The 25,490-nt window shown below is 57.5% G+C and carries 22 protein-coding genes; 12 read left to right on the top strand and 10 right to left on the bottom strand.

Annotation, left to right across the window (positions count from 1 at the left end):
* Positions 1-144: 144 nt before the first annotated feature.
* From estP to PLU01S_RS04310, 3 genes are all read right to left on the bottom strand, one after another.
* Positions 145-2,079: an esterase EstP gene (estP, locus tag PLU01S_RS04320; protein ID WP_074822471.1), complete on the bottom strand. Its 1,935-nt coding sequence runs from the start codon at positions 2,077-2,079 to the stop codon at positions 145-147.
* Between the two features lie 133 nt (positions 2,080-2,212).
* The gene (gene mutM / locus PLU01S_RS04315) at positions 2,213-3,025 is read right to left on the bottom strand and encodes a bifunctional DNA-formamidopyrimidine glycosylase/DNA-(apurinic or apyrimidinic site) lyase (protein WP_010795547.1); all 813 of its coding nucleotides are present in this window, start codon (positions 3,023-3,025) and stop codon (positions 2,213-2,215) included.
* Between the two features lie 30 nt (positions 3,026-3,055).
* Positions 3,056-3,880 (bottom strand): HDOD domain-containing protein, encoded by an 825-nt coding sequence (locus PLU01S_RS04310; RefSeq protein ID WP_162493719.1) that lies wholly within the window; start codon positions 3,878-3,880, stop codon positions 3,056-3,058.
* 214 nt (positions 3,881-4,094) lie between these two features.
* Here PLU01S_RS04310 and PLU01S_RS04305 point away from each other — a divergent pair, with 214 nt between their 5' ends.
* A complete protein-coding gene (locus PLU01S_RS04305; protein ID WP_010795549.1) occupies positions 4,095-4,634 on the top strand; it encodes a type 1 glutamine amidotransferase domain-containing protein in 540 nt (179 codons plus the stop codon).
* 158 nt (positions 4,635-4,792) lie between these two features.
* Positions 4,793-5,986, top strand: coding sequence for a class I SAM-dependent rRNA methyltransferase (locus tag PLU01S_RS04300; protein ID WP_019364904.1), 1,194 nt, complete (start codon positions 4,793-4,795; stop codon positions 5,984-5,986).
* Between the two features lie 39 nt (positions 5,987-6,025).
* Here PLU01S_RS04300 and PLU01S_RS04295 read toward each other — a convergent pair whose 3' ends face one another.
* Together PLU01S_RS04295 and PLU01S_RS04290 are read right to left on the bottom strand one after the other, a co-directional pair.
* Positions 6,026-6,931, bottom strand: a complete 906-nt coding sequence (locus PLU01S_RS04295) for an AEC family transporter (RefSeq protein WP_074822466.1) — start codon at positions 6,929-6,931, stop codon at positions 6,026-6,028.
* 78 nt (positions 6,932-7,009) lie between these two features.
* Positions 7,010-7,780, bottom strand: coding sequence for a CPBP family intramembrane glutamic endopeptidase (locus tag PLU01S_RS04290; RefSeq protein ID WP_074822463.1), 771 nt, complete (start codon positions 7,778-7,780; stop codon positions 7,010-7,012).
* A gap of 129 nt (positions 7,781-7,909) precedes the next feature.
* Between PLU01S_RS04290 and PLU01S_RS04285 the strand changes: the two genes are divergently transcribed.
* Both PLU01S_RS04285 and PLU01S_RS04280 read left to right on the top strand, forming a co-directional pair.
* Complete coding sequence (locus PLU01S_RS04285; protein WP_074822461.1) at positions 7,910-9,175, top strand: Hsp70 family protein; 1,266 nt, start codon at positions 7,910-7,912, stop codon at positions 9,173-9,175.
* Positions 9,176-9,294: 119 nt separating this feature from the next.
* On the top strand, positions 9,295-9,750 hold the full coding sequence (locus tag PLU01S_RS04280) for a GyrI-like domain-containing protein (protein WP_074822664.1): 456 nt from the start codon (positions 9,295-9,297) through the stop codon (positions 9,748-9,750).
* Between the two features lie 9 nt (positions 9,751-9,759).
* Here the strand turns inward: PLU01S_RS04280 and PLU01S_RS04275 are convergent, their stop codons facing one another.
* The 3 genes from PLU01S_RS04275 to PLU01S_RS04265 form a co-directional block, all read right to left on the bottom strand.
* Positions 9,760-10,026, bottom strand: a complete 267-nt coding sequence (locus PLU01S_RS04275; RefSeq protein ID WP_074822458.1) for a PAAR domain-containing protein — start codon at positions 10,024-10,026, stop codon at positions 9,760-9,762.
* Between the two features lie 92 nt (positions 10,027-10,118).
* Positions 10,119-11,330, bottom strand: a complete 1,212-nt coding sequence (locus PLU01S_RS04270) for an N-acetylmuramoyl-L-alanine amidase (RefSeq protein WP_074822456.1) — start codon at positions 11,328-11,330, stop codon at positions 10,119-10,121.
* 318 nt (positions 11,331-11,648) lie between these two features.
* Entirely contained in the window at positions 11,649-12,533 is an 885-nt protein-coding gene (locus tag PLU01S_RS04265) for a lipase family alpha/beta hydrolase (protein ID WP_074822453.1), read from the bottom strand.
* Positions 12,534-12,716: 183 nt separating this feature from the next.
* Here PLU01S_RS04265 and osmE point away from each other — a divergent pair, with 183 nt between their 5' ends.
* The 6 genes from osmE (at position 12,717) to PLU01S_RS04235 (ending at position 21,009) form a co-directional block, all read left to right on the top strand.
* The gene (gene osmE / locus PLU01S_RS04260; protein ID WP_074822447.1) at positions 12,717-13,049 is read left to right on the top strand and encodes an osmotically-inducible lipoprotein OsmE; all 333 of its coding nucleotides are present in this window, start codon (positions 12,717-12,719) and stop codon (positions 13,047-13,049) included.
* Positions 13,050-13,119: 70 nt separating this feature from the next.
* Entirely contained in the window at positions 13,120-13,869 is a 750-nt protein-coding gene (locus PLU01S_RS04255) for a Mut7-C RNAse domain-containing protein (protein WP_074822445.1), read from the top strand.
* Positions 13,870-13,882: 13 nt separating this feature from the next.
* Positions 13,883-15,169 carry a GDSL-type esterase/lipase family protein gene (locus PLU01S_RS04250; protein ID WP_010795562.1) on the top strand — a complete coding sequence of 429 codons (1,287 nt, stop codon included), beginning with the start codon at positions 13,883-13,885 and terminating at the stop codon, positions 15,167-15,169.
* Positions 15,170-15,519: 350 nt separating this feature from the next.
* Positions 15,520-17,358: a dihydroxy-acid dehydratase gene (gene ilvD / locus PLU01S_RS04245; RefSeq protein WP_074822442.1), complete on the top strand. Its 1,839-nt coding sequence runs from the start codon at positions 15,520-15,522 to the stop codon at positions 17,356-17,358.
* Positions 17,359-17,701: 343 nt separating this feature from the next.
* A complete protein-coding gene (locus PLU01S_RS04240; protein ID WP_233432118.1) occupies positions 17,702-20,353 on the top strand; it encodes a bifunctional diguanylate cyclase/phosphodiesterase in 2,652 nt (883 codons plus the stop codon).
* Between the two features lie 86 nt (positions 20,354-20,439).
* A complete protein-coding gene (locus PLU01S_RS04235; RefSeq protein WP_074822436.1) occupies positions 20,440-21,009 on the top strand; it encodes a hypothetical protein in 570 nt (189 codons plus the stop codon).
* Between the two features lie 29 nt (positions 21,010-21,038).
* On the opposite strand, the gene PLU01S_RS04230 is transcribed toward PLU01S_RS04235, so the two are convergent.
* On the bottom strand, positions 21,039-21,653 hold the full coding sequence (locus PLU01S_RS04230; protein WP_074822435.1) for a DedA family protein: 615 nt from the start codon (positions 21,651-21,653) through the stop codon (positions 21,039-21,041).
* Positions 21,654-21,970: 317 nt separating this feature from the next.
* On the opposite strand from PLU01S_RS04230, the gene PLU01S_RS04225 reads away from it, so the two are divergent.
* Positions 21,971-23,347 (top strand): nucleobase:cation symporter-2 family protein, encoded by a 1,377-nt coding sequence (locus PLU01S_RS04225; protein WP_010795568.1) that lies wholly within the window; start codon positions 21,971-21,973, stop codon positions 23,345-23,347.
* A gap of 108 nt (positions 23,348-23,455) precedes the next feature.
* Positions 23,456-23,938 carry a metallophosphoesterase family protein gene (locus tag PLU01S_RS04220; protein ID WP_074822432.1) on the top strand — a complete coding sequence of 161 codons (483 nt, stop codon included), beginning with the start codon at positions 23,456-23,458 and terminating at the stop codon, positions 23,936-23,938.
* 9 nt (positions 23,939-23,947) lie between these two features.
* Here PLU01S_RS04220 and PLU01S_RS04215 read toward each other — a convergent pair whose 3' ends face one another.
* On the bottom strand, positions 23,948-25,438 hold the full coding sequence (locus tag PLU01S_RS04215) for an NCS1 family nucleobase:cation symporter-1 (RefSeq protein WP_074822429.1): 1,491 nt from the start codon (positions 25,436-25,438) through the stop codon (positions 23,948-23,950).
* Positions 25,439-25,490 lie beyond the last annotated feature (52 nt).

The raw sequence follows: 25,490 nt of genomic DNA, 5'->3' as shown, positions 1-25,490 counted from the left end.
GCAAGCGTGTCTGGAAGGTATTGGGAGACACATCGACCGGCCCATGATTAAGGGTGCATACCTATCTTTGTAGGTCGAAACGGCAAATAGGTCCAAGGAATCGACGACTTTTTTATGCGCCGACTCCTATTTCAGACCTCTTTATTACCACTGCCACGACACACTGAGGCCTACAGACTGCTGGGCATCGTCTTCCCGGCTCTTGCGATAGGAATAGCTCGCACGCACTGCCACATCGTCGGTCAGCTGTTGGCTAACCCCTAGCGAAGCACGGTCCAACCGATCCGATGGCGTATAGCCCTGCAACGTATAGCTGAGTCCTGGCAGGTCAACCTGAGACATCGTAAGGTCCTGCGTACTGTCCTCGAATTCCTTTTCCCGAGCTACTTCTGCGAAAACCTGCGTTCTGGTGGTCAGCTCGAACTGCCCCTGCAGACCAGCACCCAGGCGCCGCGAGCGGCGCTTTTGCTCGTCGATGTTCAGCGCCGTTGCTCGATCACTGTTTTCCGAATAACTGTCCACGGTAATTCGCGCGTAGTCGGCACTGATGAACGGCGACAGGTGCCAGGCGCTTTGTGGCTGGGCCAGATCAAAGCCCAGCCGTCCGCTTGCCGCCCACAGATGACCGTTGGTATCGCCTTTTTCGCTACGCTCAGTCGGCCCCAGGGCGAAGGTACGCTTGAGATCATGGTAATCCAGGTGCCCCCCGGTCAAGGCCAGGTCGGCCCACCAGTGATTCTGCTGATATTGCGCGAAGGCGGTAGCGAAATAACTGCGCAGGTCATAGCGAGAATCAGCAGCACCCACGTTCAGATCCTGCTTGTAAAACCCGGCGGCCACGCCCACACGCCAATAGTCATTCAGGCGGAAACTGCCTCCCAAGTCCAGGCTGTAGCCGTCGCCATCACCGCTCACGCTGCTGGACTGTCCATCAAAGTTCTGACGCAACCCGCCCGGCGATACGAAGGAATTCCATGTGCCTACTGGCTGCCAGTGATTGCGGTCACTCAGCCATTGCGAATACAGCTGCCCCTGATGGGCAGTCAGCGAACCGTAGGCCATTTCCGGCAGCAAGGTCAGCTCCCAGGGGGCCGCCAGAATTGAATAGGCATAGTCGGCGATCAGGCGCTGACCAGTAATCGTAGGGTGCACACGGTCGTTGTAGAGCAACCGGGTCGGATCAGGGTTGGCGCTGTCGAGGCCGTAAACAGCGTTCTGCTGCGTGCAGTCATCGAAACAGGTAGCCGTCAGGTTCTGGTCGGCCGCCAGGCCGTAACGGGCAGGATCGGCCAACACTTCACTCAGAAGTCGTGGCACATTCAATGGAATGATTTGCGCATCGATGGTGGGAAGCTGTGACACCAGCTGGTTGTTGAACACAGCACTGAGCTGGGACGCAGCCGCTTGCTGTGGGGTTCCGCTCAAGGCAGGCGTAAGGCCGATATCAGGCAGCAGCCAGACCATGATGTAGCGGGCACCGGCCTGCTGCAGTGCGCTGGCACTGGCAGCCAGTTGATTGGCCGCTGTCTGGGCGGTTGCAGGCGATGTGACCACACCCTGCAGGAAGTCATTTCCCCCTCCCGTCAGGTAATACAATGCGTTGGAGTCAAGGCGTTGGCCCTGATCCGCCAGATCGACCAGATAGCCATCCCGGCGGCGGAGCGTCAGACCATTAGTGGCTACAACAGAGCCATTCTCCTCGGTAATCGACGCGAGGATCTGGTCGGTTCGATAACCGCCTACCGCCCAGTTGTTGCCGTCGGGAAGTCCCAACACGGAATTGATGAGCGCTGTGGAAGGCCCAAGCTTCTGGCTGGAAAAGCCTAGCCGGCCGCCCAGCAGCATGACGCTGGTAGGCCCGACTGGCTCACCACTCCCCGGTTGGTACGTGGGCCCTACCCGATTGGTAAAGCGCAGCGAGGAGCCTAATGGGCCATTCAGGTCGGGAAACTGTCCCGAGTCGCTCAGACTATCGCCAAAGACGACCAGATGACTGTAAGGGTTGGGAGCGGCATGGGCGGCGCTGGCGAAGGAAATCGCAGCGCACAGTGAGGCAAGAGCGAGACGACGGACTGACATGGCTTATCCTTGATCTTGTGGGTCAGTTCTGCTGTTTGGCAAGCGACCACAGCCTAGACCAGGATTCCGCCCTGTGCAGCCCGTACGTTAACCGGCTGACTTATAAAAAGAGAAATAGCTCACGCACGTTCACTTATCGCTGGCATTTGCCGCAATAAACACTGGCGCGTTGCCCCAGCCGTATCTCGCGCAGGCCAGAGCCACAGTTCTTGCAGAACTCACCCGCCCGGCCATAGACAAACAGCTCCTGCTTGAAATAGCCCGGCTTGCCGTCGCCGCCCACAAAATCCCGAAGGGTTGTGCCCCCGGACTCGATAGCCAGTGCCAGGATGCGCTTGATCTCCTGGGCTAACCGGTCGTAGCGCGCTCGGGAAATGCTGCCCGCCGCCCGACGCGGATCGATACCGGCCGCAAACAGGGCCTCCGTCGCGTAAATATTGCCAACGCCCACCACAACGGCGTTATCCATGATGAAGGGCTTTACTGCCATGGAGCGACCACGCGACATTTCGTAGAGACGCCGCCCGTCAAACGCCTCGGTCAGAGGCTCCGGCCCCAGCGACTTGAGCAGCACATGCTCCAGAGGCTCATGGGACCACAGCATGGCGCCGAAGCGGCGGGGGTCGGTATAGCGCAGCGACAATCCTGACTCGAGTTCGATATCCACATGCTCGTGCTTAACCGGCGGCGTCCCGACCGGCACCATTCGCAGGCTGCCGGACATGCCCAAATGAGCAATCAGCGTACCCGCCTCGGCACGAATCAACAGGTACTTAGCGCGCCGCTCGACCGCCTCGATCCTCTGGCCGGACAGGCGAACATCCAGGTCTTCCGGAATGGGCCAGCGCAGCCGGGCATCACGAATGATGACGCGGGACACACGCTGCCCTACCAGGTGCGGCGCTATTCCACGCCGGGTCGTTTCGACTTCAGGTAATTCAGGCATTCAGCCCTCGACAGAGAAAACAATATGCTCTTAAAAATGGATGTGCCCAAGCCCCATTTCAAGGATGTTGTTCTTGAGCATATCGAAGTCATACTCGGACAGACCGATGTAATCCAAAACCTGATTACTGACCAGATTCCACTCGGCGTCCTGAGCCTGATTGCCCAGCACGCGATAACAGCCACAGATATGCTCGGCCATTTTCAGAATGGCCAATAGGTTTTTCATCGGCACACTGCTGGCGTCACCGTCGACAAAAATCCGGTGGGCATTGTGATGATTGGAAATGGCCTCAGCGACATGGGCCGGCAAACGCCATGAGCGGGCCGTGTAATAACCGACGACCGCATGGTTGGTGTTGAAGTAATGGTTTTCCGTATCCACGACACGCCTTTCAGGCCCAACCCGCCCATAGGCCTCCTCCAGCACTTCCATATAATGAGGAAACCGCCCTAGCATCAGCGGTATGCCGCAGTTGTGAAAGAGCCCAAGAGCGTATGCCTCATCCGGAGCCTGATAGCCTGTCCGCTTGGCCAGTGTCAGGCAGGTTTCCGCCACATCCTGGGCGGTGTCCCAGAAGCGGTTTAGCGTCACGATCGTCTCATCACTCATCTCGCTCTTGATGGACTGCGCATTGATGAGATTGACGACGGAATTGATCCCGAGCAGGTTGACGGCCCGCTGGATAGACGTAATCCGGTTGGCCAGCCCGAAACAGGGTGCATTGACGAGCTTGAGCAGCGCGCCTGCCAAGCCGGGGTCCTGGCTAATCAGCTGCGCAATCACCTTGAGGCTGGGATCCGGGGCAAGCTGCTCAAGTTGTAGATCAACCATGATCTGCGGTTGAGGCGGGATGGTGATTCCCTGAAGCGCCTGGCGAATCTGCTCGGGTTGAAGCTCTAGCGACATGGATCAGATACCTGTGAATGACCTCACATTTTAGCCCACCCTACGCTCAGCAACCACTGATCACTGGAGGAACTTGCCTGCTTTCCCGGGTTCGACTCATACAGAAGCCGTGGAAACGCATCTCCACTTAATCCTAGATCACATAGCTTACGGAGGTTCCATGATGGCATCGTTAGAAGGCAAAAAAGTAGCAATCCTGGTAACTGACGGTTTCGAGCAGGCCGAGCTGACCGGTCCCAAGGAGGCCCTCGAGAAGGTCGGCGCCAAGACTCATATCATTTCTGCCAAGTCTGGCACCGTCCAGGGTTGGAACCACACCGACCCGGCGGACACATTCAATGTCGACCTGACGTTCGATGCTGCCAACATCGGCGACTATGACGCGGTGGTTTTACCAGGCGGCGTCGTCAACTCAGACACCATTCGCACCGATGAGCGTGCGCAGACTTTGGTCAAAGAGGCCAGCAGCAGCGGCAAGCCGATCGCCGTGATCTGCCATGGTGCCTGGCTGCTGATTTCCGCCGGTCTGGTGGATGGCAAGACCATGACTAGCTGGCCTTCGCTGACCGATGACCTGAAAAATGCCGGTGCCCAGTGGGTGGATAAGGAAGTCGTCGTGGACGGAAAACTGGTCAGCAGCCGCAAGCCTGATGACATTCCCGCGTTCAATCGCGAGCTGATCAACATGATCGCTGCCTGATCTCCAACCTGCCTGATCCATGGCCCGCGCGGTATCAGCCGGGCCATTTTTCATCCGTACGTCGTGTTTCTCTCTATCTTTGAGACTGATCTTCAAGCGCGAAGGCGCCGTGCCGCCCGGGCAGGTATACTTCGCCCCTTTTTCTTGGAGTCCCTCAAATGTCCTTGCCCAGCCTGCGACTGAAAGCCAATGCCGAGCGCCGTCTGCGCGCCGGGCACCTTTGGGTCTACAGTAACGAAATTGACGTGGCAGCCACTCCGCTGACCGCTTTCCAGGCCGGCGAACAAGCCGTTCTCGAAGCTGCTGGCGGCAAGCCGATCGGTATCGTTGCCCTGTCCCCACACAACCTGATCTGCGCCCGTCTGATCTCCCGCGATACCAAGCATGTACTGGACAAATCCCTGCTTGTTCATCGCCTGAAAGTCGCCCTGAGCCTGCGTGAGCGCCTGTTCGATAAACCGTTCTATCGCCTCGTCTACGGCGACTCGGACCTGTTGCCCGGCCTAGTGGTGGATCGCTTTGGCGATGTCATCGTGGCTCAGCTGGCATCGGCCACCATGGAGCGTCACAAGGATGATGTGCTGGCTGCACTGCTTCAGGTGCTCAAGCCAGCGGCCGTATTGTGGAAAAATGACTCCAGTGCTCGAGAAGCCGAGGGCCTGCCCCGCTATGTCGAGTCCGCCTACGGTGACGTACCGGAATGGGCTGCCCTGGAAGAAAACGGCGTGAAATTCGAAGCGCCTATCGTTGAGGGCCAGAAGACCGGCTGGTTCTATGACCATCGCATGAACCGTGCCCGCCTGGCACCTTATGTACAAGGCAAGCGCGTTCTGGACCTGTTCAGCTACATTGGTGGCTGGGGCGTGCAGGCCGCTGTATTCGGTGCCAGCGAAGTGATGTGCGTGGATGCCTCCGGCTTTGCCCTGGATGGTGTAGAGCGCAATGCGGCCTTGAACGGCGTTGCCGAAAAGATGGTCTGCGTAGAAGGCGACGTGTTCGAGGCCCTGAAGGAGCTGAAGGCTGCTGACGAGCGCTTCGACGTGATCGTGGCCGACCCGCCCGCCTTCATCAAGCGCAAGAAGGACGTGAAAAACGGCGAGGCCGCCTATCGTCGTCTCAACGAGCAGGCCATGCGCCTCTTGAACAAGGACGGCATTCTGGTCAGCGCCTCCTGCTCGATGCATCTCGTTGAAGAGAACCTGCAGGAAATCCTGCTCAGCAGTGCACGTCACCTAGATCGTCATATCCAGCTGATCGAGCGTGGTGCCCAGGGCCCTGATCATCCGGTCCACCTTGCCATCCCCGAGACCCGCTACATCAAGAGTCTGACCTGCCGTATCCTGCCCAGCTGATCCCACGCTCTGGCCGTCCGATCCTTACCGGACGGCCAGTCACCGATTCAGTCCGACCAGTGCCATCCACAACGGCACGGTTACGACAGCCAGAACGGTTGAAAGAAACACCGTTGAGCTGACGACACGGTTTTCCTCAGGCGTCCGGGCAAATGCCAACACGTTTACCCCGCTCGGGCAGGCGGCCATCAGCATCAGCACACTCCGTGCTGCACCGCTCAAGCCCGGCAGCCACAGGCATACCGTCCAGACCACGAAGGGAAAGACCAGCAGCTTTATTGCCGTCAACCCGACAACGAAAAGGCTCGGCCTTAGCCGGTAGCGTGAAAGGTTCACGCCTAGCACAATCAAGGCGCAAGGCAGACCGGCTTGTGCCAGCCAGGTCGCGATTTGCCATATCGGGCCCGGCAAAGTTAGCCCCGATACATTCACGGCAGCCCCCAGCAAAAGTCCGACGATCAACGGGTTTGCCAGACTCATCAGCAGCTCTGGGATGCTAACCTTTTCCGTGCCGCCAAAGGCCGTATAAAAGCTCTGCATGGCAAACAACGTCAGGCTATGCAGCGCCAGAATAGCGAACACATAGACGAGATTTTCCTCCCCCATCAAATTGACGACCAGAGGAATACCGATCAGGACATTGTTCGAATAACTGGCCGTCAATCCGAACGCCGTAGGCTCACGCCGGCGCCAATGCACAAACAGATTGACCAGTAGAAACACCAGCAGGACCGGGCCGAAATATCCGAGCAGCAGTAAAGGTGACAAACCATGGCGCAAGTCTGCTTTGGCAATTCCCGTGAGCAGCACAGCCGGCATGAACACCTTGAACGCCAGTTGGGTCAGCCCACCCATAGACTCTGGCGTCAACCACTGCCGCCACCCTAATACATAACCCAGCACAATCAGTCCGAATACGGGCATGATTGCGAGGACAACCACCATGTACGTCTACTCCTTGCCTTAACCATCGGGACGCCGGACTGAGGATTCAGACGCCATGAACATGCCTACCGATGCAAGCTAGGACAATCGCAGCGGATAGCTGAGCAGCAGAACATGCAGCACATTGACAGCCAAATGCAAGGCCACGGCCATACTCAGTCGCCGTCCACTCCGCTCGAATATCGCGCCGTACCCCAGAGCCGCCACGGCAGCAACCAAGGCAAAACCGGCACTGAATGGCCAGTGCGCCATGCCAAACAAGACTGCCGTTACCAACAGACCTGCCCAGAACCCAAACCGATCAATCAACCCGCGCTGCAGCAGGGCTCGAAACAGCAGCTCCTCCGCCAGTACCGCAACGCCCAGATTAAGAGAAAACCAGGTCCAGAACAGTGCTGGCCATTTGGGCTGGAAGGCCACTAATCCCATTCCTAACGCTAGGGCAGGCACTACGGCAAGAGTACCGACAGCAATCAGCACGCATGGCCTGACCTGCAGCATACGCCGCGTATCGTACGGAACCGCCTTGCCAAGCCACCAGGCCAGTAGCGTCACTCCCACCAGTGCCTTATCCCAGCTTAACCTTAGCCACACTGGCCCGGCGTCCGGGCTGTATTGCAGCGGCCCGCCGAGCACATGAGGAGAGAATCCCGGCGCGACATGAATGGCGAGCGCAACACTGGATGCCAATGCCCCAAACCACCATAGCCAGGACGGCAACCGCCCCTCGCTCAGCACCCAGCCGACATAAAGTGCTCCGGTCAACAACCCCGCTTCGTCAATATCGCCCAGCCCATAGCCCAGCGCCAGCAAAAGTCCGGGAAGCAACATTTGTAGATGAAACGGCATGGCTACTCCCAAACAGAAGATGACAACGTAACATCGTGCAGCATGCTAACCGAGCCTTTTGCCTGACCGAGCGGACAGGTTCGGCAAGTCGCGATAAACTGTGCGGCTGCTTCTGGATGGACCAGCACCATGACTATCGCTTTACCCGCACGTGCCTGTGGTATCGACTTTGGCACGTCGAACTCCACCGTCGGCTGGCTGCGGCCCGACTCGGATATCCTCATACCTTTAGAAGACGGCAAGGTGACGCTTCCCTCGGTCATTTTCTTCAATGTGGAAGAGCGCCGTCCCGTCTACGGCCGTCTGGCGCTTCATGAATACCTGGAAGGCTATGAAGGACGCCTCATGCGCTCGCTCAAGAGCCTGCTCGGCTCCAAGCTGCTCAAGAGCGAAACCAGCATTCTAGGCAGTGCCCTGCCTTTCAAGGACCTGCTTGGCCTGTTTCTCGGTACGCTGAAAAGCCGCGCCGAAGCCACGGCCGGACGTGAGTTCGACAGTGTCGTGTTGGGCCGCCCTGTTTACTTTGTGGATGATGATGAAACCGCCGACCGCGAAGCTCAGGACACATTGGTTGCCGTAGCGCAAAAGCTAGGCTTTAAGGACATTTCCTTTCAATTCGAGCCTATCGCGGCAGCATTCGACTACGAGCGAACACTGAATCAGGAAGAGCTGGTGCTGATCGTCGACATTGGCGGCGGTACGTCCGACTTTTCCCTGGTACGTCTGTCACCCGAGCGCCGGCAGCTGGCGGATCGACAATCGGATATTCTCGCCACCGGCGGGGTACACATCGGTGGTACCGACTTTGACAAGCAGCTTAGCCTGCAGGGCGTCATGCCGCTTTTCGGCTATGGCAGCCTGATGAAAAGCCAGGCACTGATGCCTACCAGCCACTTCATCAACCTGGCGACCTGGCACACCATCAATACCGTATACAGTCAGAAGGCACAGCTTGCCCTCAAGGACATGCGCTACGACGCTCAGGACACGGCCGGGATGGATCGGCTGTTCAAGCTGATCGAGCAGCGCGCCGGGCACTGGCTCGCGATTCAGGTAGAAAACAGCAAGATAGAACTGACCCATGCCGATCGGTTGAGTCTGGACCTGTCGCATATCGAGAAGGACTTGTCTGCTGAACTGACCCGCCCATTGTTCGAGGAGTCGATCGCTCAGCTACTGGCGCGTATTCAGGCAAGCGTCAATCAACTGCTGGCCTCGGCAGGCGTTTCCCATGAGCAGATCAATACGGTCTTTTATACCGGCGGCTCGAGTGGTATTCCGGCGCTGCGCCACAGCATTGACCAATTGCTGCCCCAGGCGCGCAAGGCAGAAGGCGATCAGTTCGGCAGCATTGGTAGCGGTCTTGCCATCGAGGCCTTCAAGCGCTACGGCTAGGCCATACAGCAACCTGACCTATCAAGGCAGTTGAACTCGACCCATCGAAACAGGCTCAACTGGAAATATTCCTCATGGGCCTGTCCAGGCGCGACGCCTCTATCTACAAGGAGACCACCATGCCGCTCAGTATCACCGAGCTTCCAGCGTTTACCGTCGTGGGCCTGGAGTACACGGGCGATGGCCAGGGCGGCAGCATTGCACAGCTCTGGCATGACGTTACGCATCGGCTAGCCGAGCTGCAATTGCCTAGCGCCCCGCAACAGTGGTTCGGTCTGACACTCAGTCCGCCCCCCGGTGTGCTGCGCTATCTGGCCGGTATAAAGGTCGACGAGAACACACCCGTACCGGAAGGCATGCTCCGTTACACGGTGCCTGCGCAGAAATATCTGCAGTTCACCCACATCGGAACGACAGACACGCTCCCAGATACCTACGAGTATCTGTATGCCCGCGTCCTGCCTGAGCGTGGTCTGGAACCGAAGAAAGCTGTCAGCTTCGAGCGGTACGACGAGCACTTCAAGGGGCCGGATAACCCAGCCTCTGAAGTAAACCTGTACATCCCGATCTACTAGGCCTTCCGATCAGCCTGTCAGAACATCACCGGAGCCTGTGATGATCACGCCACCATGGGCGGTGGCGCTGCCCAGGTAAGCCAGCGGCTGGCCATTGACGAATACGGTAGCACTTCCTACCGCCACGGTATCACCGCAAGCGCTGGAGTCACCGACACGCAAGGCAGGTAGGGAGTTGATCAGAACGTCGGGGGAGCCAGTCATGGTCGGGTTGGGGCCGTGGCCCGTCATGGGGCAGGCGTTGACGTCGGAGAGACGAGCAGCGGGGTTGGCCATGTGCGCTTTCCTTGTGGACATGAAAGCGCACACTTTACCGCGGATCAAGAAAAAATACCGTGCCCGTGCACAGAAACCCAAGCGTCTTTTTCTTAGCCGGTGGCCTGTTCCTTGATACTGGACAGATAGGTTCCTGTCGGCGGACGCTCACTGAAATAATGATGGATACCGCCAAAAATGGATTGGGCTAACTCCTTCTGATGACGTGGGTTCAGAAGCTTTTGGCTGTCCCGATCATTCGACATGAAGCCGGTCTCCACCAGAATCGACGGAATATCCGGCGACTTGAGCACGGCAAAACCGGCCTGCTCGACGCGTTTCAGATGCAGACCTGTGACATTGGATAGGCTGTTCAGGACACGGTCTCCCAGATCGAGACTCGACGAGATCGTGGCATTCATGGACATATCCAGCAGTACGCCCGCCAGGACCGGATCCTTGTTTTTCAGGATCTCATTGGCACCAATCAGGTCGACATCGTTTTCCTTGTTGGCCAGCCAGCGTGCCGTTGTCGAGGTCGCCCCATGTTCGGACAGGGCATATACCGAAGCTCCTGAAGCCGTGCGGCGCGGCGCAGCATCGGCATGCACGGAGATGAACATGTCTGCGTTGTACTTGCGCGCAACATCCACACGCTTGCGCAGCGGAACGAAGAAGTCATCGTTACGTACCAGCTTGGCCTTGTAGCCCTTCTGCTGATTGATCATGCGCGCAAGATTTTGCGCAATGATTAAGGCGACATCCTTCTCGCGGTCCCCGCGTTGGCTCAGCGCGCCTGGGTCCTTGCCACCGTGACCGGCATCGACGACCACAATAATGTCGCGGCCTTTGCCAGCCCTTGTCACGACGGGGGCTGATGCGAGCATTGCCTCAGGCTCCGGTACAGGGATGCTAGGTACCTGGGCAGGCTTGAGATCCAGCACCAGACGATGCCCTGCATTCTCGGCAGGCCCGAGCAGGAAGCTATCCAGGGTAACCGGCTGGGAAAGTTCGAGGACGACACGGGTATCGGATGAGCCGAACGGGGCACTTCGAATGGAGCGCACCGGGGTATTCTTGAGCGGCACATTGTTGAGTGCGGCTACCTGTTGCGTATTGGCCAGATCCAGAATGATCCGGTCAGGCGCACTAAGTCTGAACGTCTTGAATCGGACAGGGCCGCTCAGATCGAAAACCAGGCGAAATTTATCCGAATCCAACCAGGCGCGTGCGCTGGTCAGACGCTGAGGAAGCGCCAGCACTGGAAAAGCAGCGGGTAGTGTCAGGCTGGCCAGGAGCAGGTTGAGCAAGCGGCGGCGATTCATGCGACCCTCTGACGTAGCAAGTAATATTTTGAAATATTATAACGATACCAATGCAGCGCATGTTTAGATAGCGCGTACGATGTCCAAATCAGTATTTCTTCCTTTTAAATCGGAAGGATAGGCACTTTTTTTAATGTCATCTATAGATAGACCAACAAGCCGACAAGGGGTCATTTCAGCGCTTAAACGGCAGACAGGACTCTTCTTGAGCAGGAGGAGGAATCAGTGTGCTGACCAACCGGCATTTCGAGTGCCAGCTTGAATAACGAGCTCAGATCGGCAAGCTGTTGAGTCTGCACGACATTTGGCCGTGCGCTGTCAAAGTCCGTCGGCTTTCAGGCGAAGCGCATGGTCGGTGTAGAGCGCTACCGGATTGACGCCATGCCCTATCGCACCGGCCAGTTGATTGATGATATCGAGGTGATCAAGCGGATAATCGGAGCGGATGACTTTCCCCAAATGTGAACTGAATCGCCCAACGAATCCATCGTTTTGATCTGCTTCCAGCTCGAAGCAACGAGACAGGCGTACACACATGCTATGGGTAGGGTCGAGCCGATTGGCACCTCGGTCCGTCAGCTCCGGCACCAGAATGCCGGACCAGGAGTAATAACGGACGTCATTGACGACAGGAGCACCTTCACCGCCCCAGGTAGCGGGAAGTCCTTGCGGGTATTTATCGTTGAATGCTGCCACGCCTTCGGTAGTAAGTGACTCATGACTGGCAATCGCGCTCTGGGGATAACCATTACTGCGATCCAGAAAGGCCATGAACTTGGCCATGCATTGAACATACTCAGCGGCCAGATGCGCCTTCAGACTACTGGTACGCATGGAGAGCTGGAGCATATCGGCCAGCTCCGACCCATGATTGGGACCTGCTACAGAGGTGACTGACGCAACCCGCTCAGGACGAATGGCGGCTGCGTAGCGCGCGGTCAGGGCACCTTGACTGTGACCGATCAGATTGACCCGCTCGGCCTTGCTGTCGCGCACGATATCCTCGATAAGCGCAAGCAGCTGTTCCCCCCGCACTTCGTTGCTATGAGCACCGGAAAGCCGTACCGGATAGACCTTGACCCCCATGGACTCCAACGCCGAAACGATGCCATACCAGTATGGATAGCCTGCAATTTCCACAAACCCCAGCAGACCATGGACCAACACTAGCGGATAGCGGGTCAGGTTTTGATGCTCGCTCATGCCACTCCCAGAATTACCCTCTGACCAGTCAACCGTTGGATCTCAATCATCACGGTTGTTTCTTCCTAGGGTACGCCTCTTTATTTGAGACCGTTTCGTTGAACATCACGAATTCAGTGAATTTCTGGGCAACGGCACGCTCAAAGAAGTGACCGGTCATCAACGACCTTATAGGAGAATCATATGTACAAGAAGACACTCGCCGTTGTTGCTCTCGCTGCCGTGGCCGCTGGTTGTAGCTCCGTCAAGGAAAACGTCGATACGGCCAAGGATCGTATTGAATACCGTGAACAACCACTGGTTCGCGACGTGAAGACAGGCATGACCAAAGAGCAGGTGCTGCAGATTGGTGGTACCCCATCCACCCAATACACACGCAAGGTCAAACCAGGCTCCTGCAATAACTACGTACTCAACAGAGACGGCAAAGAGCAGGTGTATTCGGTAGGCTTTGACAGCGCAGGTCGCGTCGATAGCAAAGGTTTCGAAACATGCGAATCGGCCGATCATTATTGATTAGCCGCTCTACGCTTTCGGTAACGACCGCTTCCGGTCGTGTCATGTCTGATACGACCGGATGGCGCGTATGAACAACGCGACATTTCGTTTCTACGCACGCCTCAATAACTTTTTACCTCCAGCTCACCGCCAACGCAGCTTTACGCTCAGCTGCAACCCGAATTCCACCGTCAAACACATGATCGAGGCGTTGGGCGTTCCGCATCCAGAAGTCGAGTTCATTCTGGTCAATGGTAAATCCGTAGGATTTGACTACCTGATACAACAGGATGATCGGATAGCGGTCTACCCGCCCTTTTATCGTTTGGAAGTAGAAGATGCTGTCCCCTTGCGCGATCGGCTAACGGCGTTTCGCTTCATTGCCGATGCCCATATGGGCGCGCTAGCGCGGCTGTTACGACTGGCTGGATTCGATACGCTGTATTATCCGGCCATTCATGACAATGAAATTGCCAATTATTGTGCGCGAGAACCTTATATTGTCCTGACCCGGGACCGCGAACTGCTCAAGCGAAGCCAGATTGTCTACGGCTGCTACGTCCGCTCAAACAAGCCTGAGGCACAGCTGCGCGAAGTATTCGAGCGCTACAACCTGGCTGACCATGCTGCGCCCTTCAGCCGGTGCTTGGTCTGTAACGATACCCTTCATTCCGTCGATAAGAGTGTCGTCCTCGATAGCCTGCCGCCACTCGTGCGGGAACGTCATGATTATTTTTTGAAATGCTCGGGCTGTGATCGTGTCTATTGGGAAGGCACCCACTGGGAGAACCTGCAAGCCCAGCTGAAAAGCCTGCTTAATCCAACGTCCGATACCTGATCAAGGAATCCTCATGCGCCTGTTAACCCTTCTGGCTGCCGGCCTGTTTGCACTCGCGTCCAAGCCCGGACATGCCGATGATTGGAAAACAGCCTGGACAGCCCCCGTGCAGGCAGCCTACCCCAACGGTTCGCCCATCGCCCAGCCAAAGCTGGAAGGTATTATTTCGGCTAGTGGGGCTCAAGATCAAAGTATCCGGCAGATCATTCGACCTAGTGTATGGGGAAGCCAGGCACGCCTGCGATTCTCGAATACCTTTGGCAACAGGCCCATTACCTTGCGCAGTGTCTATATCGGGCAACCTTTAGGGGGCGCAGCTCTGGTACCGGGCAGTAATCGCCCGGTCAGCTTTGACGGCCAGAGCGAAATTCAGCTTCAACCTGGTGAGACTCGCTGGACGGATCCGGTCCCGCTACCCAAAGCACCTTCCCACACCCTGGCGGTAAGCTTTCATCTCGCTGGGAACAGCGGCCCGCTGAGCTGGCATGCTGCAGCGCTCGCAACCTCCTATTTCAGTGTTCGCGGCACCGACCACGCCGCCGAGGAGCAGGAAAGCGCCTGGCCCTTTACTACGACCTCGACGTTCTTGCTCGACGCGGTTGATATCCAGGCACCAGACGTTGCGCGAGTCATCGTAGCCTTGGGCGATTCCATTACCGACGGTACCGGCTCAACACCCAATGGATATGACAGCTGGCCAGACATCCTGAATCGTCGCCTCGCCCAGTTGGCACCGGGACAGTACTCGGTAGTGAATGCTGGCATTTCTGGCAACGAGGTCGCAGGCCCTCTGAATGAAAGCACCCGGCAAGGCTACGGTGGCGGTCCATCTATCATGGATCGTCTGGAACGGGATGTATTAAGCCTTTCTGGTGTAACAGACGTTATCTGGATGGAAGGTATCAATGATTTTTCACCGGGTACTGGTGCGTCCGTCGAGGTCGTCGAGACAGCTATGCGCAATGCGATTGAACGTATGCGCAAAGCGTTGCCCGGTGTACGCCTTCACGGCGCGACCCTGACCAGCAGCCTGGCGGCCAATCCTGCAGACCCGGCCTTTCAGGAGCAGGATCAGAAACGTATGGCACTTAATCGCTTCATAAAGGAAAGCGGTCTGTTTGACTCGATCATTGACTTTGATGCGGCCACGCTCGATCCCACTACGGGCGGCCTGCGTGCAGAGTTCATTCCCAGCAGCGCAGGCGGCCCTGGCGATGGACTGCATCCCAACCGGGCAGGTTATGTAGCGATGGCAAATGCTATTGATCCAAAGATCTTTGGGCTGCACGCAAACAAATGACGCCTTCTTGAACCGTGAAAGCGCAAGCCAAGACATACCCTTTGTCGTACGCTTTCCTCTTTGAACAAATGCGGAGTAGAATCGGGAGATTCCCTCGCCATTATCCCCGGCGGGTCTGTGAGCCCAAGCCAGTCACGCGGAGATCCCGCGCTATCCGACCGGCCCAGAGCACGGCACTCGGTCCACTTCCGTTTGCTTTGCGCTCCGTCCGCGCTCACGATAGCCCTGAGCCTATTCAATGCTCGCGTGCCCTAAGCCTCCACTGCTACCTTTACAGTTATACGGTGGATACGCCGCAGTGTTTGAACAGATTACCGTGATAAGCAAAGCCGCCCCGGAGAGCAGCCTCCATGCCTGATTACCGCTCGAAAACCTCCACCCACGGCCGCAATATGGCTGGTGCCCGCGCACTTTGGCGTGCCACCGGCATGAAGGACGAAGACTTCAAGAAGCCGATCATTGCGATAGCCAACTCCTTTACCCAGTTCGTGCCAGGTCATGTTCACCTAAAGGACCTGGGCCAGCTGGTCGCCCGCGAGATAGAAAAAGCCGGTGGCGTTGCAAAGGAATTCAACACTATCGCTGTGGATGACGGCATCGCCATGGGTCACGATGGCATGCTCTATTCCCTGCCGTCCCGTGAGATCATCGCTGATGCCGTAGAGTACATGGTCAATGCTCACTGCGCCGACGCGCTGGTATGCATTTCCAACTGCGACAAGATCACCCCCGGCATGCTGATGGCGGCCCTGCGCCTGAACATTCCGGTCGTATTCGTCTCCGGCGGCCCAATGGAAGCCGGCAAGACCAAGCTGGCCAGCCACGGCCTGGATTTGGTCGACGCTATGGTCATCGCCGCGGATAGCACCGCCTCTGATGAAAAAGTAGCCGAGTATGAGCGCAGCGCTTGCCCAACCTGCGGCTCTTGCTCCGGCATGTTTACGGCCAACTCCATGAACTGTCTGACCGAGGCCCTGGGCCTGGCACTGCCGGGTAATGGCTCGCTGCTGGCAACCCATGCCGACCGCAAGGAGCTATTCCTGCAAGCCGGCCGTACGGCGGTCGAGCTGTGCAAGCGCTACTATCAGGAGAACGATGCCTCTGTACTGCCACGAAACATTGCGTCTTACAAGGCCTTTGAAAACGCAATGACGCTGGATATCGCGATGGGTGGCTCCACCAATACCATCCTGCACCTTCTGGCAGCGGCTCAGGAAGCCGAGGTCGACTTTGATCTGCGCGCCATTGACGCCCTGTCCCGTAAAGTACCCCAGCTGTGCAAGGTGGCGCCGAACATCCAGAAATACCATATGGAAGATGTTCACCGTGCCGGCGGGATCATGAGCATTTTGGGTGCACTGGCTCGCGGCGGTTTGCTCAATACGAATCTGCCAACCGTGCACAGCAGAACCCTGGGCGAAGCCATCGAGAAGTGGGACATCACGCTTACTCAGGACGAAGCGGTCAAGACCTTTTTCCGCGCAGGTCCGGCCGGTATCCCCACGCAGGAAGCCTTCAGTCAGGCGACTCGCTGGGACACCCTGGATGACGACCGCGCCGAAGGCTGCATCCGTAGCGTCGAGCATGCCTACTCTCAGGAAGGCGGTCTTGCCGTGCTATACGGCAATATCGCGCTGGACGGTTGCGTGGTGAAAACGGCGGGCGTGGATGAATCCATCCATGTTTTCGAAGGCTCGGCAAAGATTTTCGAAAGTCAGGATGCCGCGGTGAAGGGCATCCTGAACGACGAAGTGAAAGCCGGCGATATCGTTATCATCCGCTACGAAGGTCCCAAGGGCGGCCCGGGCATGCAGGAAATGCTCTACCCCACCAGCTACCTGAAGTCCAAGGGACTGGGCAAGCAGTGCGCCCTGCTCACCGACGGCCGTTTCTCGGGCGGCACGTCAGGACTTTCCATCGGCCATGCTTCGCCAGAAGCGGCGGCTGGTGGTGCGATCGGCTTGGTGAAAGACGGCGACAAGGTTCTGATCGATATCCCCAATCGCAGCATCAACCTACTGGTTAGCGATGAGGAGTTGTCTCACCGCCGCATCGAACAGGACAAAAAGGGTTGGAAGCCTGCCACGCCACGTGCGCGCCGCGTGAGCACAGCGCTCAAGGCGTATGCCCTCTTGGCCACCAGTGCCGACAAGGGTGCCGTCCGTAACAAGGCGATGCTGGAAGACTGATCTGGGATCGTGTTGAGCACGCCGCCTTCGGGCGGCGTTTTTGTATCTGCGCTGCAAAAAGCGCAGCCTCTCCGCTGGTCTGGTTGGGACTCTCTTACTCTTGGCAAAAAGCCTGTTTCAGGCAAGATGGCGGCGCCTGTAGAACGTCTCCCTTTCTGCTCGATGATAGCCCTCCGACAGCATGGTAAATCGTTACCCTCGTATTTCATGGATGATTATGAATTGAGCCATTGCCCAGAGCGACTACGCTTTCTATAGAGTCCTGTTTTAGACGCACCGCTGCTGTGCCGCGCCCGCAAGACGTGGCAGATCAATCGATAGTTGGAAACTTCGAGTGAACGATATGCCGGACACCAATGCCGAGCCCAGGGTAAAAAAGGATGTCAACACCGCCCCCTCGCCTTCCTCCTCCGCTGCTGAACTTGAGGCACGCCTGCAGTTCGCGCTCGATGTAGCGGACCTGGGTGAATGGGAACTGGACGTCGCTAGCGGAACGCTGACCTGTCTGTTGAGAAACGGGCCGGATTTCGGTACGTCCATACAGCCGGACACATGGGCGCTCGAGGAGTTTTTCGAGCGTATCCACACGGATGACCAAAGGCATGTACGCCGCGTCATCGAAACGGCAGCGAAACGTGCCGAGCATTGGCATTTCGACTGCAGGTTGCTGCTGTCAGACGGCCGCACCCGCTGGATCAGTGTCAAAGGCAAGGTGCTGAGCGACGCTGACAGCCTCCGGCTACGGGGCATTGCGTCAGATATCAGTGATCTGAAACGCACCGAGGCCCTGGCCAACGGTCAGCAGCAGGCACTGGCACAGGCCGTCGCGGGAGCCCCGCTCAAGCAGATTCTCGATACCCTGACCCGCTCTGCGGAAGAGCAGGCAGGTGGCAATATCTGGGCATCGGTCATGCTCATGGACACCGATGGCCTGCACCTGCGCTTTGGCTCGGCCCCCTCGCTCCCCCAATCATTCAATCAGGCCGTAGAACGCATACCCATTGGCCCCCTCGCCGGCTCCTGTGGAGCGGCCGCGTATACCGGCGCCTCGACTATCGTCAGCGATATAGAGAACGATCCGCGCTGGGTTGAAGCCAAGTCTGTGGTGCTCGGTTATGGTTTCCGCGCCTGTTGGTCTCACCCGATCCTGTCATCCTCTGGAAGAGTATTGGGCACCCTGGCCTATTATTGCAGGGACGCGCGTGAACCGAGCGATTCAGAGCAGGAGTCCATGCGCCTGCTGGTCAATACTGCGGCGCTGGTTATCGAGCGCGACCGGGAAACCACGGAGCGCAAAGCGGCAGAGTTGGCGCTTCAAGCCAGCGAACAACGCTTTCGCTCACTGGTAAATGCTACAGGAGCCATCGTGTGGACGGCTTCGCCTACCTTGGAGATTGTTTCTCCTCAGCCGGACTGGTGTGCCTTTACCGGCCAGACTCAGGAGGAGATGCAGGGGTTTGGCTGGATGAACGTGGTTCACCCGGACGATCAGGAGTCCACCGCTGCGCTGGGAGCCAAAATGCTGCAGGACCGCCAGCCGGTATATGCCCAGTACCGGCTGCGCCGGGCCGATGGTCAATATCGCCATGTCAGTGGTTATGCCGTTCCCATTCTTGATACGGAAGGTCAGCTTATCGAATGGGCAGGCAGCTATACGGATGTCACCGAGCAGAAGCTGGCCGAAAGTCGCCTGCACCAGCTGGCCAACCATGACATGCTGACAGGGCTGCCCAATCGGGCGTACCTGAACGAGCATTTGCAGGCTCTGATCAATTTCACGCCGCTTAACAGCTGCCTTGCCATCATGCTGATCGACCTGGACCGCTTCAAGCAGGTCAACGACTCGATGGGGCATGATGCAGGCGACACAATGCTGCGCGAAGTGGCGCAGCGATTGAGGGCAGCGGTACCTCAGGGTGATCTGGTGGCGCGCCTGGGTGGCGATGAGTTTGTCGTGGTGGCCCACGCCCCGGAAGGTGAAATCTCCGTTCAAGCGGTGGCTAACGCCATCATCCGAGCGGTTGCGGCTCCGATCGAAATCAATGGCAGCCGTGTTTTTTCCGGTGCGTCGGTAGGGATAGGACTCTACCCTGAGCACGGCCATACCAAGGAACAACTGGTCCAGCATGCAGATATTGCGATGTATCGTGCCAAGGCGGCAGGAGGCCATTGTTGCCGCATCTTCTCAGAAGAAATGAGTGTCGAAGCCAAAAACCGCATGGTGCTGGAAACGGCGTTGTACCACGCCTTGGAGCAGAATCAGTTTTCGCTTTACTACCAGCCGCGTATTCGGCTGCCTGAGGGCACCCCCCAGGGCGTTGAGGTCTTGATTCGCTGGCATCACCCGGAGCGGGGTTGGATTTCGCCTGTGGATTTCATTCCGATCGCCGAAGAGATTGGCATGATAGACGAGCTGGGGCTGTGGGTTCTGCAAAAGGCCTGTCAGGAAATTCACGACCTGTCCAGTCGACTTGGGCAGTCGCTGGAACTGTCCGTGAACCTTTCACCCCTCCAGCTCAAGTCACCACATTTGAAGGACAGGATAGAAGCGATTCTGCACACGACCAAACTGAGACCCTGTCACCTGGAACTCGAGTTGACCGAGGGGGCTTTCATTGAAGACATGGACGCCTCCAATCAGGCGCTCGGAGCGCTGAAAACTTTGGGTGTCAAACTGGCGGTAGACGACCTGGGAACCCGCTACTCCGGCCTGTCCTATCTTAGGCGTTTTCCTATTGATACCGTCAAACTCGACCGCACGCTTATTACCCATCCCGCCGAAGGGTTGGACCGCTACGTGTTCATCAAGGCCATTACCGACATGGCCCATGCCTTGAACCTTGTTGTCGTGGCGGAAGGTGTGGAAGACGAAGAGACGCTCGAACTGCTCAAGCGCGCGAGTTGCGACGAGGCGCAGGGGTATTTTCTGGCCGAGCCACTGCCTCTGGAAGGCTTGTTCGATTTTCTGTCAGCAGCGCAGCACTCCCTGGCCTAACCTTCACGGTTTTCTTCAGTAACCGTTTAGATGACCCGACCTGCAAAGTGCTAGAGTGGCATGCAGGTACGTTAGAGGGGATTGCTATGAAGTGGGCAATTCTGGCGGTTGCGGTCTCAAGCCTGGGCGGCGTCACCCATGCCCAGGCAGACACCATACTCAAATGCGTCGACAAGGCAGGCCAGATCACGTTTACACAAGGCCATTGCCCATCTGATCAATCCCTGGCCGACCGTATCGAAGTTGATAACCCTCCGCCAAGAGGCAGTGGCCCGGTCACCCGTATGGCCGACCCGACGCCACCACCGGTAGTGGAAAAGCCCAGCATCAAGCCTCGGGACGAGACGTCTCAGTCAAGCACTCGTACACCATCAGACGCTGATCGTTATTACGATCTCGACGATGATGACTATGATGTCCCGCCACCGATCCGACAGGACCGCTACTATCCCTATCCAGAGCCCTATTACGATTATGGTGGACACCGTCCGCCCTGGCATCATTATCCCAGGCCAACCCCACCAACGCCCCAGCCAGCCCCCGAGCCCGCACCGCGCCCCAGCGTAACAGAGCGTGGACGCGCCGCGATCGAGCAGAAAAAGGCGCAGGTAGAAGCACAGAAAGCCGAGCGCAGGCGTCTGCTGGATCAGCGCTAGGACTCATCCCTGGCGCTATTCCAACCCGTCTAGCCTTCCCGGCAGTCTTCCCGGTTGTTGGTTTTAAACAGGCGATACAGGTAAACGAGCACAATCACTGCCAGAACTATTTTGGAGGCCGGATCCAAAAGCGTCGCGACACGCTCGTATTCGGCATTCAGCAGGTAACCCGCCAGTGTCAGCACCGTTGTCCAGATCAGAGAACCCGCCAGGGTATATCCGGCGAAGCGACGAAACGGCATATGGGCAATACCGGCCGGTACAGAAATCAGGGTACGGATTGCCGGTACCAGGCGGCCAAAGAAGACAGCCTTACTGCCATGCGACCTGAACCAGAGAGAGGCCTCACTGACGTCCTTGGCCGAAAGAGTCAGCCAGCGCCCGTAACGCTGCGCCAGCTTGCGCATGCGCGCCTCTCCCCATACCGCACCAGCGTAATACCACGGTAGCGCGCCCAGAAAGGACCCCAGCGTTCCCGCCAGCACCACGCCGATAAAATTCAGCTCCCCTCTCGCCGCTAGAAACCCTGCCAGCGGCATAATGACCTCCGATGGAATAGGCGGAAACACGTTTTCCAGAAACATGAGCAAAAGAATGCCCAGGTAACCCCCCTGTTGAATCAACCCTGTGATCGCGTCAAACACGCAAAAGCCCTCGGTAAAAGAAGAAGGTATGGGCAACCTGGCTGCTGGATCTGCATGGCATGACTGCTGAAGTGCTTGCCATGAAGCCCGGCGGGATGGGAGTAGTGAATGCCAAGCGCCTGTCATCAGAACAAGGCCTAAGACCCTGGATACTGGTAAAGTTAGGCCGTGGGACTTTCGTCTTTATTACTGAACGTTAACGCCATGCCCAAGGCGCATGGCAGCAGCCTGTCCTATCGCCTGTCTCTTTTATGAGATGAAGACTGTGCGGCGCATCACCGGAACAGTACACTTGCCGCCTTTTGCGGAACCGCTACATGAGCCAGCCGGACGCCTCTCCCTCCCGCCATGAACTGGTCTACGGTCTCGACGATCGGCCTCGCCTGCCTATCGCCCTGCTCGCTGCGTTGCAGCATCTGCTGGCGATCATCGTGCCTATCGTCACTCCAGGCCTTCTAATTTGCCAGGCACTGGGTGTCTCACCACGGGATACCAACCTGATCGTGTCCATGTCCCTGGTGATTTCAGGCATTGCCACGTTCATCCAGTGTCGCCGCTTCGGCCCGTTCGGGGCAGGGCTACTAATCGTTCAGGGTACCAGCTTCAACTTTGTCGGCCCCTTGATCGCTGGCGGCGCGCTGATGGTCAAGCAGGGCACGCCGGTTGAAGCCGTAATGGCTGCCATTTTTGGCGTGGTCATGGCGGGCTCTTTCGTCGAGATGGGTATCTCCCGGATATTGCCTTTCGTGAAGCGCCTGATTACTCCGCTGGTAACCGGCATCGTGGTGCTGATGATCGGTCTTACCTTGATCAAGGTCGGACTCATCAGCATGGGCGGCGGCTTCTCAGCCATGAGCCAGGGCACCTTTGCCAACGGCGAGAATCTGCTGCTGTCCGGTGTGGTGCTGGCAATCATCGTCGTGCTCAACCGCGTTCGCGTGGTATGGGTACGTAGCGCGGCCATCGTCATTGCGCTCCTGGTCGGCTACGGCCTGGCGGCCTATCTGGGACGTCTGGACTTTACCGGCATGCATGAAGCGCCTCTGTTCCAGGTGCCGGTTCCCCTGCATTTTGGGCTGGGTTTTTCCTGGGCACTGTTCGTTCCCATGTTGGTGATCTATCTCGTCACCTCCCTGGAAGCCATCGGTGACGTGACCGCAACCAGTAAAGTGTCCCGCCAGCCGGTAGAGGGTCCGGTCTGGATGGCTCGGATCAAGGGCGGTGTACTGGTCAATGGAGCCAATTCCTTGTTGGCCGGACTGTTCAACAGCTTTCCCAGCTCAATCTTTGCGCAAAACAACGGCGTGATCCAACTGACGGGTATCGCCAGCCGCCACGTCGGGCTGTGGATTGCCGTCTTTCTCGTTCTGCTCGGCCTGTTTCCAGCCGTTGCTGGCATTATTCAGGCCGTACCAGAGCCAGTATTGGGTGGCGCCGCACTGGTGATGTTTGGCGCCGTTGCAGCTTCGGGGATCAACATTCTGGCCGGCATTCAGTTGGACCGCCGTGCCCTGTTGATTATTGCCGTTTCCCTGGCACTGGGTCTGGGTGTGTCCCAGGTCCCTGAGTTTCTCGCCCACATGCCAGCAGCGCTACGTGATGTGCTGAATTCAGGTGTGGCCACAGGAGGGCTTTGCGCTCTGATCATGAACTGGTTCCTGCCAGACAGCACCACAGACATAGCACAGGAATAAAGGGCGCTTGTGATCGACGCCTGCACTGGGCGTCGATCACACTCATTCAACCCTTACACACTTTATCGGTCAAAGGTTATACAGACCCAGCCTGTGTACGGGAGAACCATGCCTGCCTCCAACCATCCGATTTTTCGCATTGGCGTTATCGCCGATACGCACAACCACCTGCGTCCCGGCGCATTGAGTGCACTTGAAGGGAGCGACCATATCATCCATGCCGGTGATATCGGCAAGCCCGAAATCCTTGAGCGACTTCGGGAAATAGCTCCCCTTACCGTCGTCCGCGGCAATAACGACACGGACGACTGGGCCCAGACCCTACCTGAAACAGCTACGCTTCGTTTTGGCGAGGTCGATCTCTACGTGATCCACATCCTCCAGGATCTGGTGATTGATCCGGCGGCCGAAGGTATTCGCGTTGTAATCTGCGGGCATTCACATAAGCCAAAACGGGAGGAGCGCGAGGGCGTGCTCTACTTCAACCCAGGCAGCCCTGGCCCTCGCCGCTTCAAGCTGCCTGTCTCTCTGGGACGCCTGACCATACAGGGTACTGAGGTCAACGCCGAACTCATTACCCTGGAAGTCTAGTCAGGGCCTTCACAGCGAAGGTCTGGCCAGCGGCGCCGGGCTGCGATGACGCTGCCCGGCACAGGCAAAGTAGATCACCCCACCAAGTGCCGAACCGGTAAACCAGCCGTAATCGTAAAACCAGGTCATGACGCCCGTTGTCAACGCCATGAGCGTCAGCACGACAGGAATACCGAACGCAACGAAACCCGCCACGTTGTAGGCTGGGTAATAGTCGTCACGGTATAACCCGGCCAGATCAAGCTGCTGCTTTTTCACGATGAAGTAGTCCACCACCATGATGCCGGCGATGGGTCCCAGAAGACTGGAGTACCCCAGCAGCCAGTTCGAGTACACGCTCTCCAAGCTGACATCCGAGACGATCCAGCCTAGTTTCTTGAGCAGTTCATGGGCCATCAGCGCCAGGCCCACCAACCCAGTTATCAATACGGCTCGGGTCCGATTGATGAGCCGGGGCGCAAGATTCTGGAAATCATTCGTGGGCGAAACGATATTGGCAGCTGTATTAGTCGACAGCGTCGCAACTACGATCAAGGCCATGGCCAAGGCGACCCAAACAGGGCTCTGGATATGACCGATAAGCGAAACCGGATCAGACACCGTCTCGCCCACCAGGGCCGCCGAAGCGGCCGTCATTACCACGCCCAGGGAGGCAAACAGGAACATGGTGACCGGCAGGCCAATTACCTGGCCTATGATCTGATCCTTCTGGCTTCTGGCATAGCGACTGAAGTCTGGAATGTTTAACGAGAGAGTCGCCCAGAAACCCACCATGGCAGTCAGGCCTGCCAGAAAATATTTGGTCACCCCCTCGCCTTCCGGTCGTTTGGCTGGCTGGGACAGGAGCTCCGTCATCGACACATGGGGCATCGCCCACATCAGAAGACCGACCCCGACAAGTAACAGGAGCGGCGCAGACAAGGTCTCCAGCCACTTGATCGACTCGGCGCCTCGAATGACCACCCATAGATTGGCCGTCCAGAACACCATGAAGCCAATGACCTCACCCGTACTGCCCAAGGCCTTCCAGCCCTCGAAAAGTGACCCGAGAAACAGGTGAATCGCCAAACCGCCAAACATCGTCTGGATGCCAAACCAGCCGCAGGCCACGACTGCTCGAATCAGGCAGGGCACGTTCGAGCCCAGAATACCAAAGGAGCTGCGCAGGAGGACCGGAAAAGGAATCCCGTACTTGGTGCCTGGAAATGCATTTAATGTCAGGGGAATTAGCACGATCAGGTTGGCCAGCAGAATGGTAGCCAGCGCCTCGCCCACTGATAATCCAAAGTAAGCCGTCAGTACGCCACCCAGGGTGTACGTGGGTACGCAGATGGCCATGCCCACCCACAGCGCTGCGATATGCCACTTATTCCAGGAACGCTCCGCTACCTGAGTAGGCGCCATGTCGTGGTTATAACGTGGGCTGTCCAGAACATCCGGGCCGGCATGAAGCTCATGAAGACCATCGCGCACAATCACTTCGGATCTGTTGTATGGCATGGCATGCTCTCCCTGTTTTCTCTCATAGGGGTGAGTAGGTCCTGCTAGCAGG

Origin of the sequence: Pseudomonas luteola NBRC 103146 (assembly GCF_002091675.1) — a bacterium.
Taxonomy (GTDB): domain Bacteria; phylum Pseudomonadota; class Gammaproteobacteria; order Pseudomonadales; family Pseudomonadaceae; genus Chryseomonas; species Chryseomonas luteola.
The sequence above is the reverse complement of the archived record's forward strand: the minus strand, read 5'-3'. Positions and strand labels throughout refer to the sequence as shown.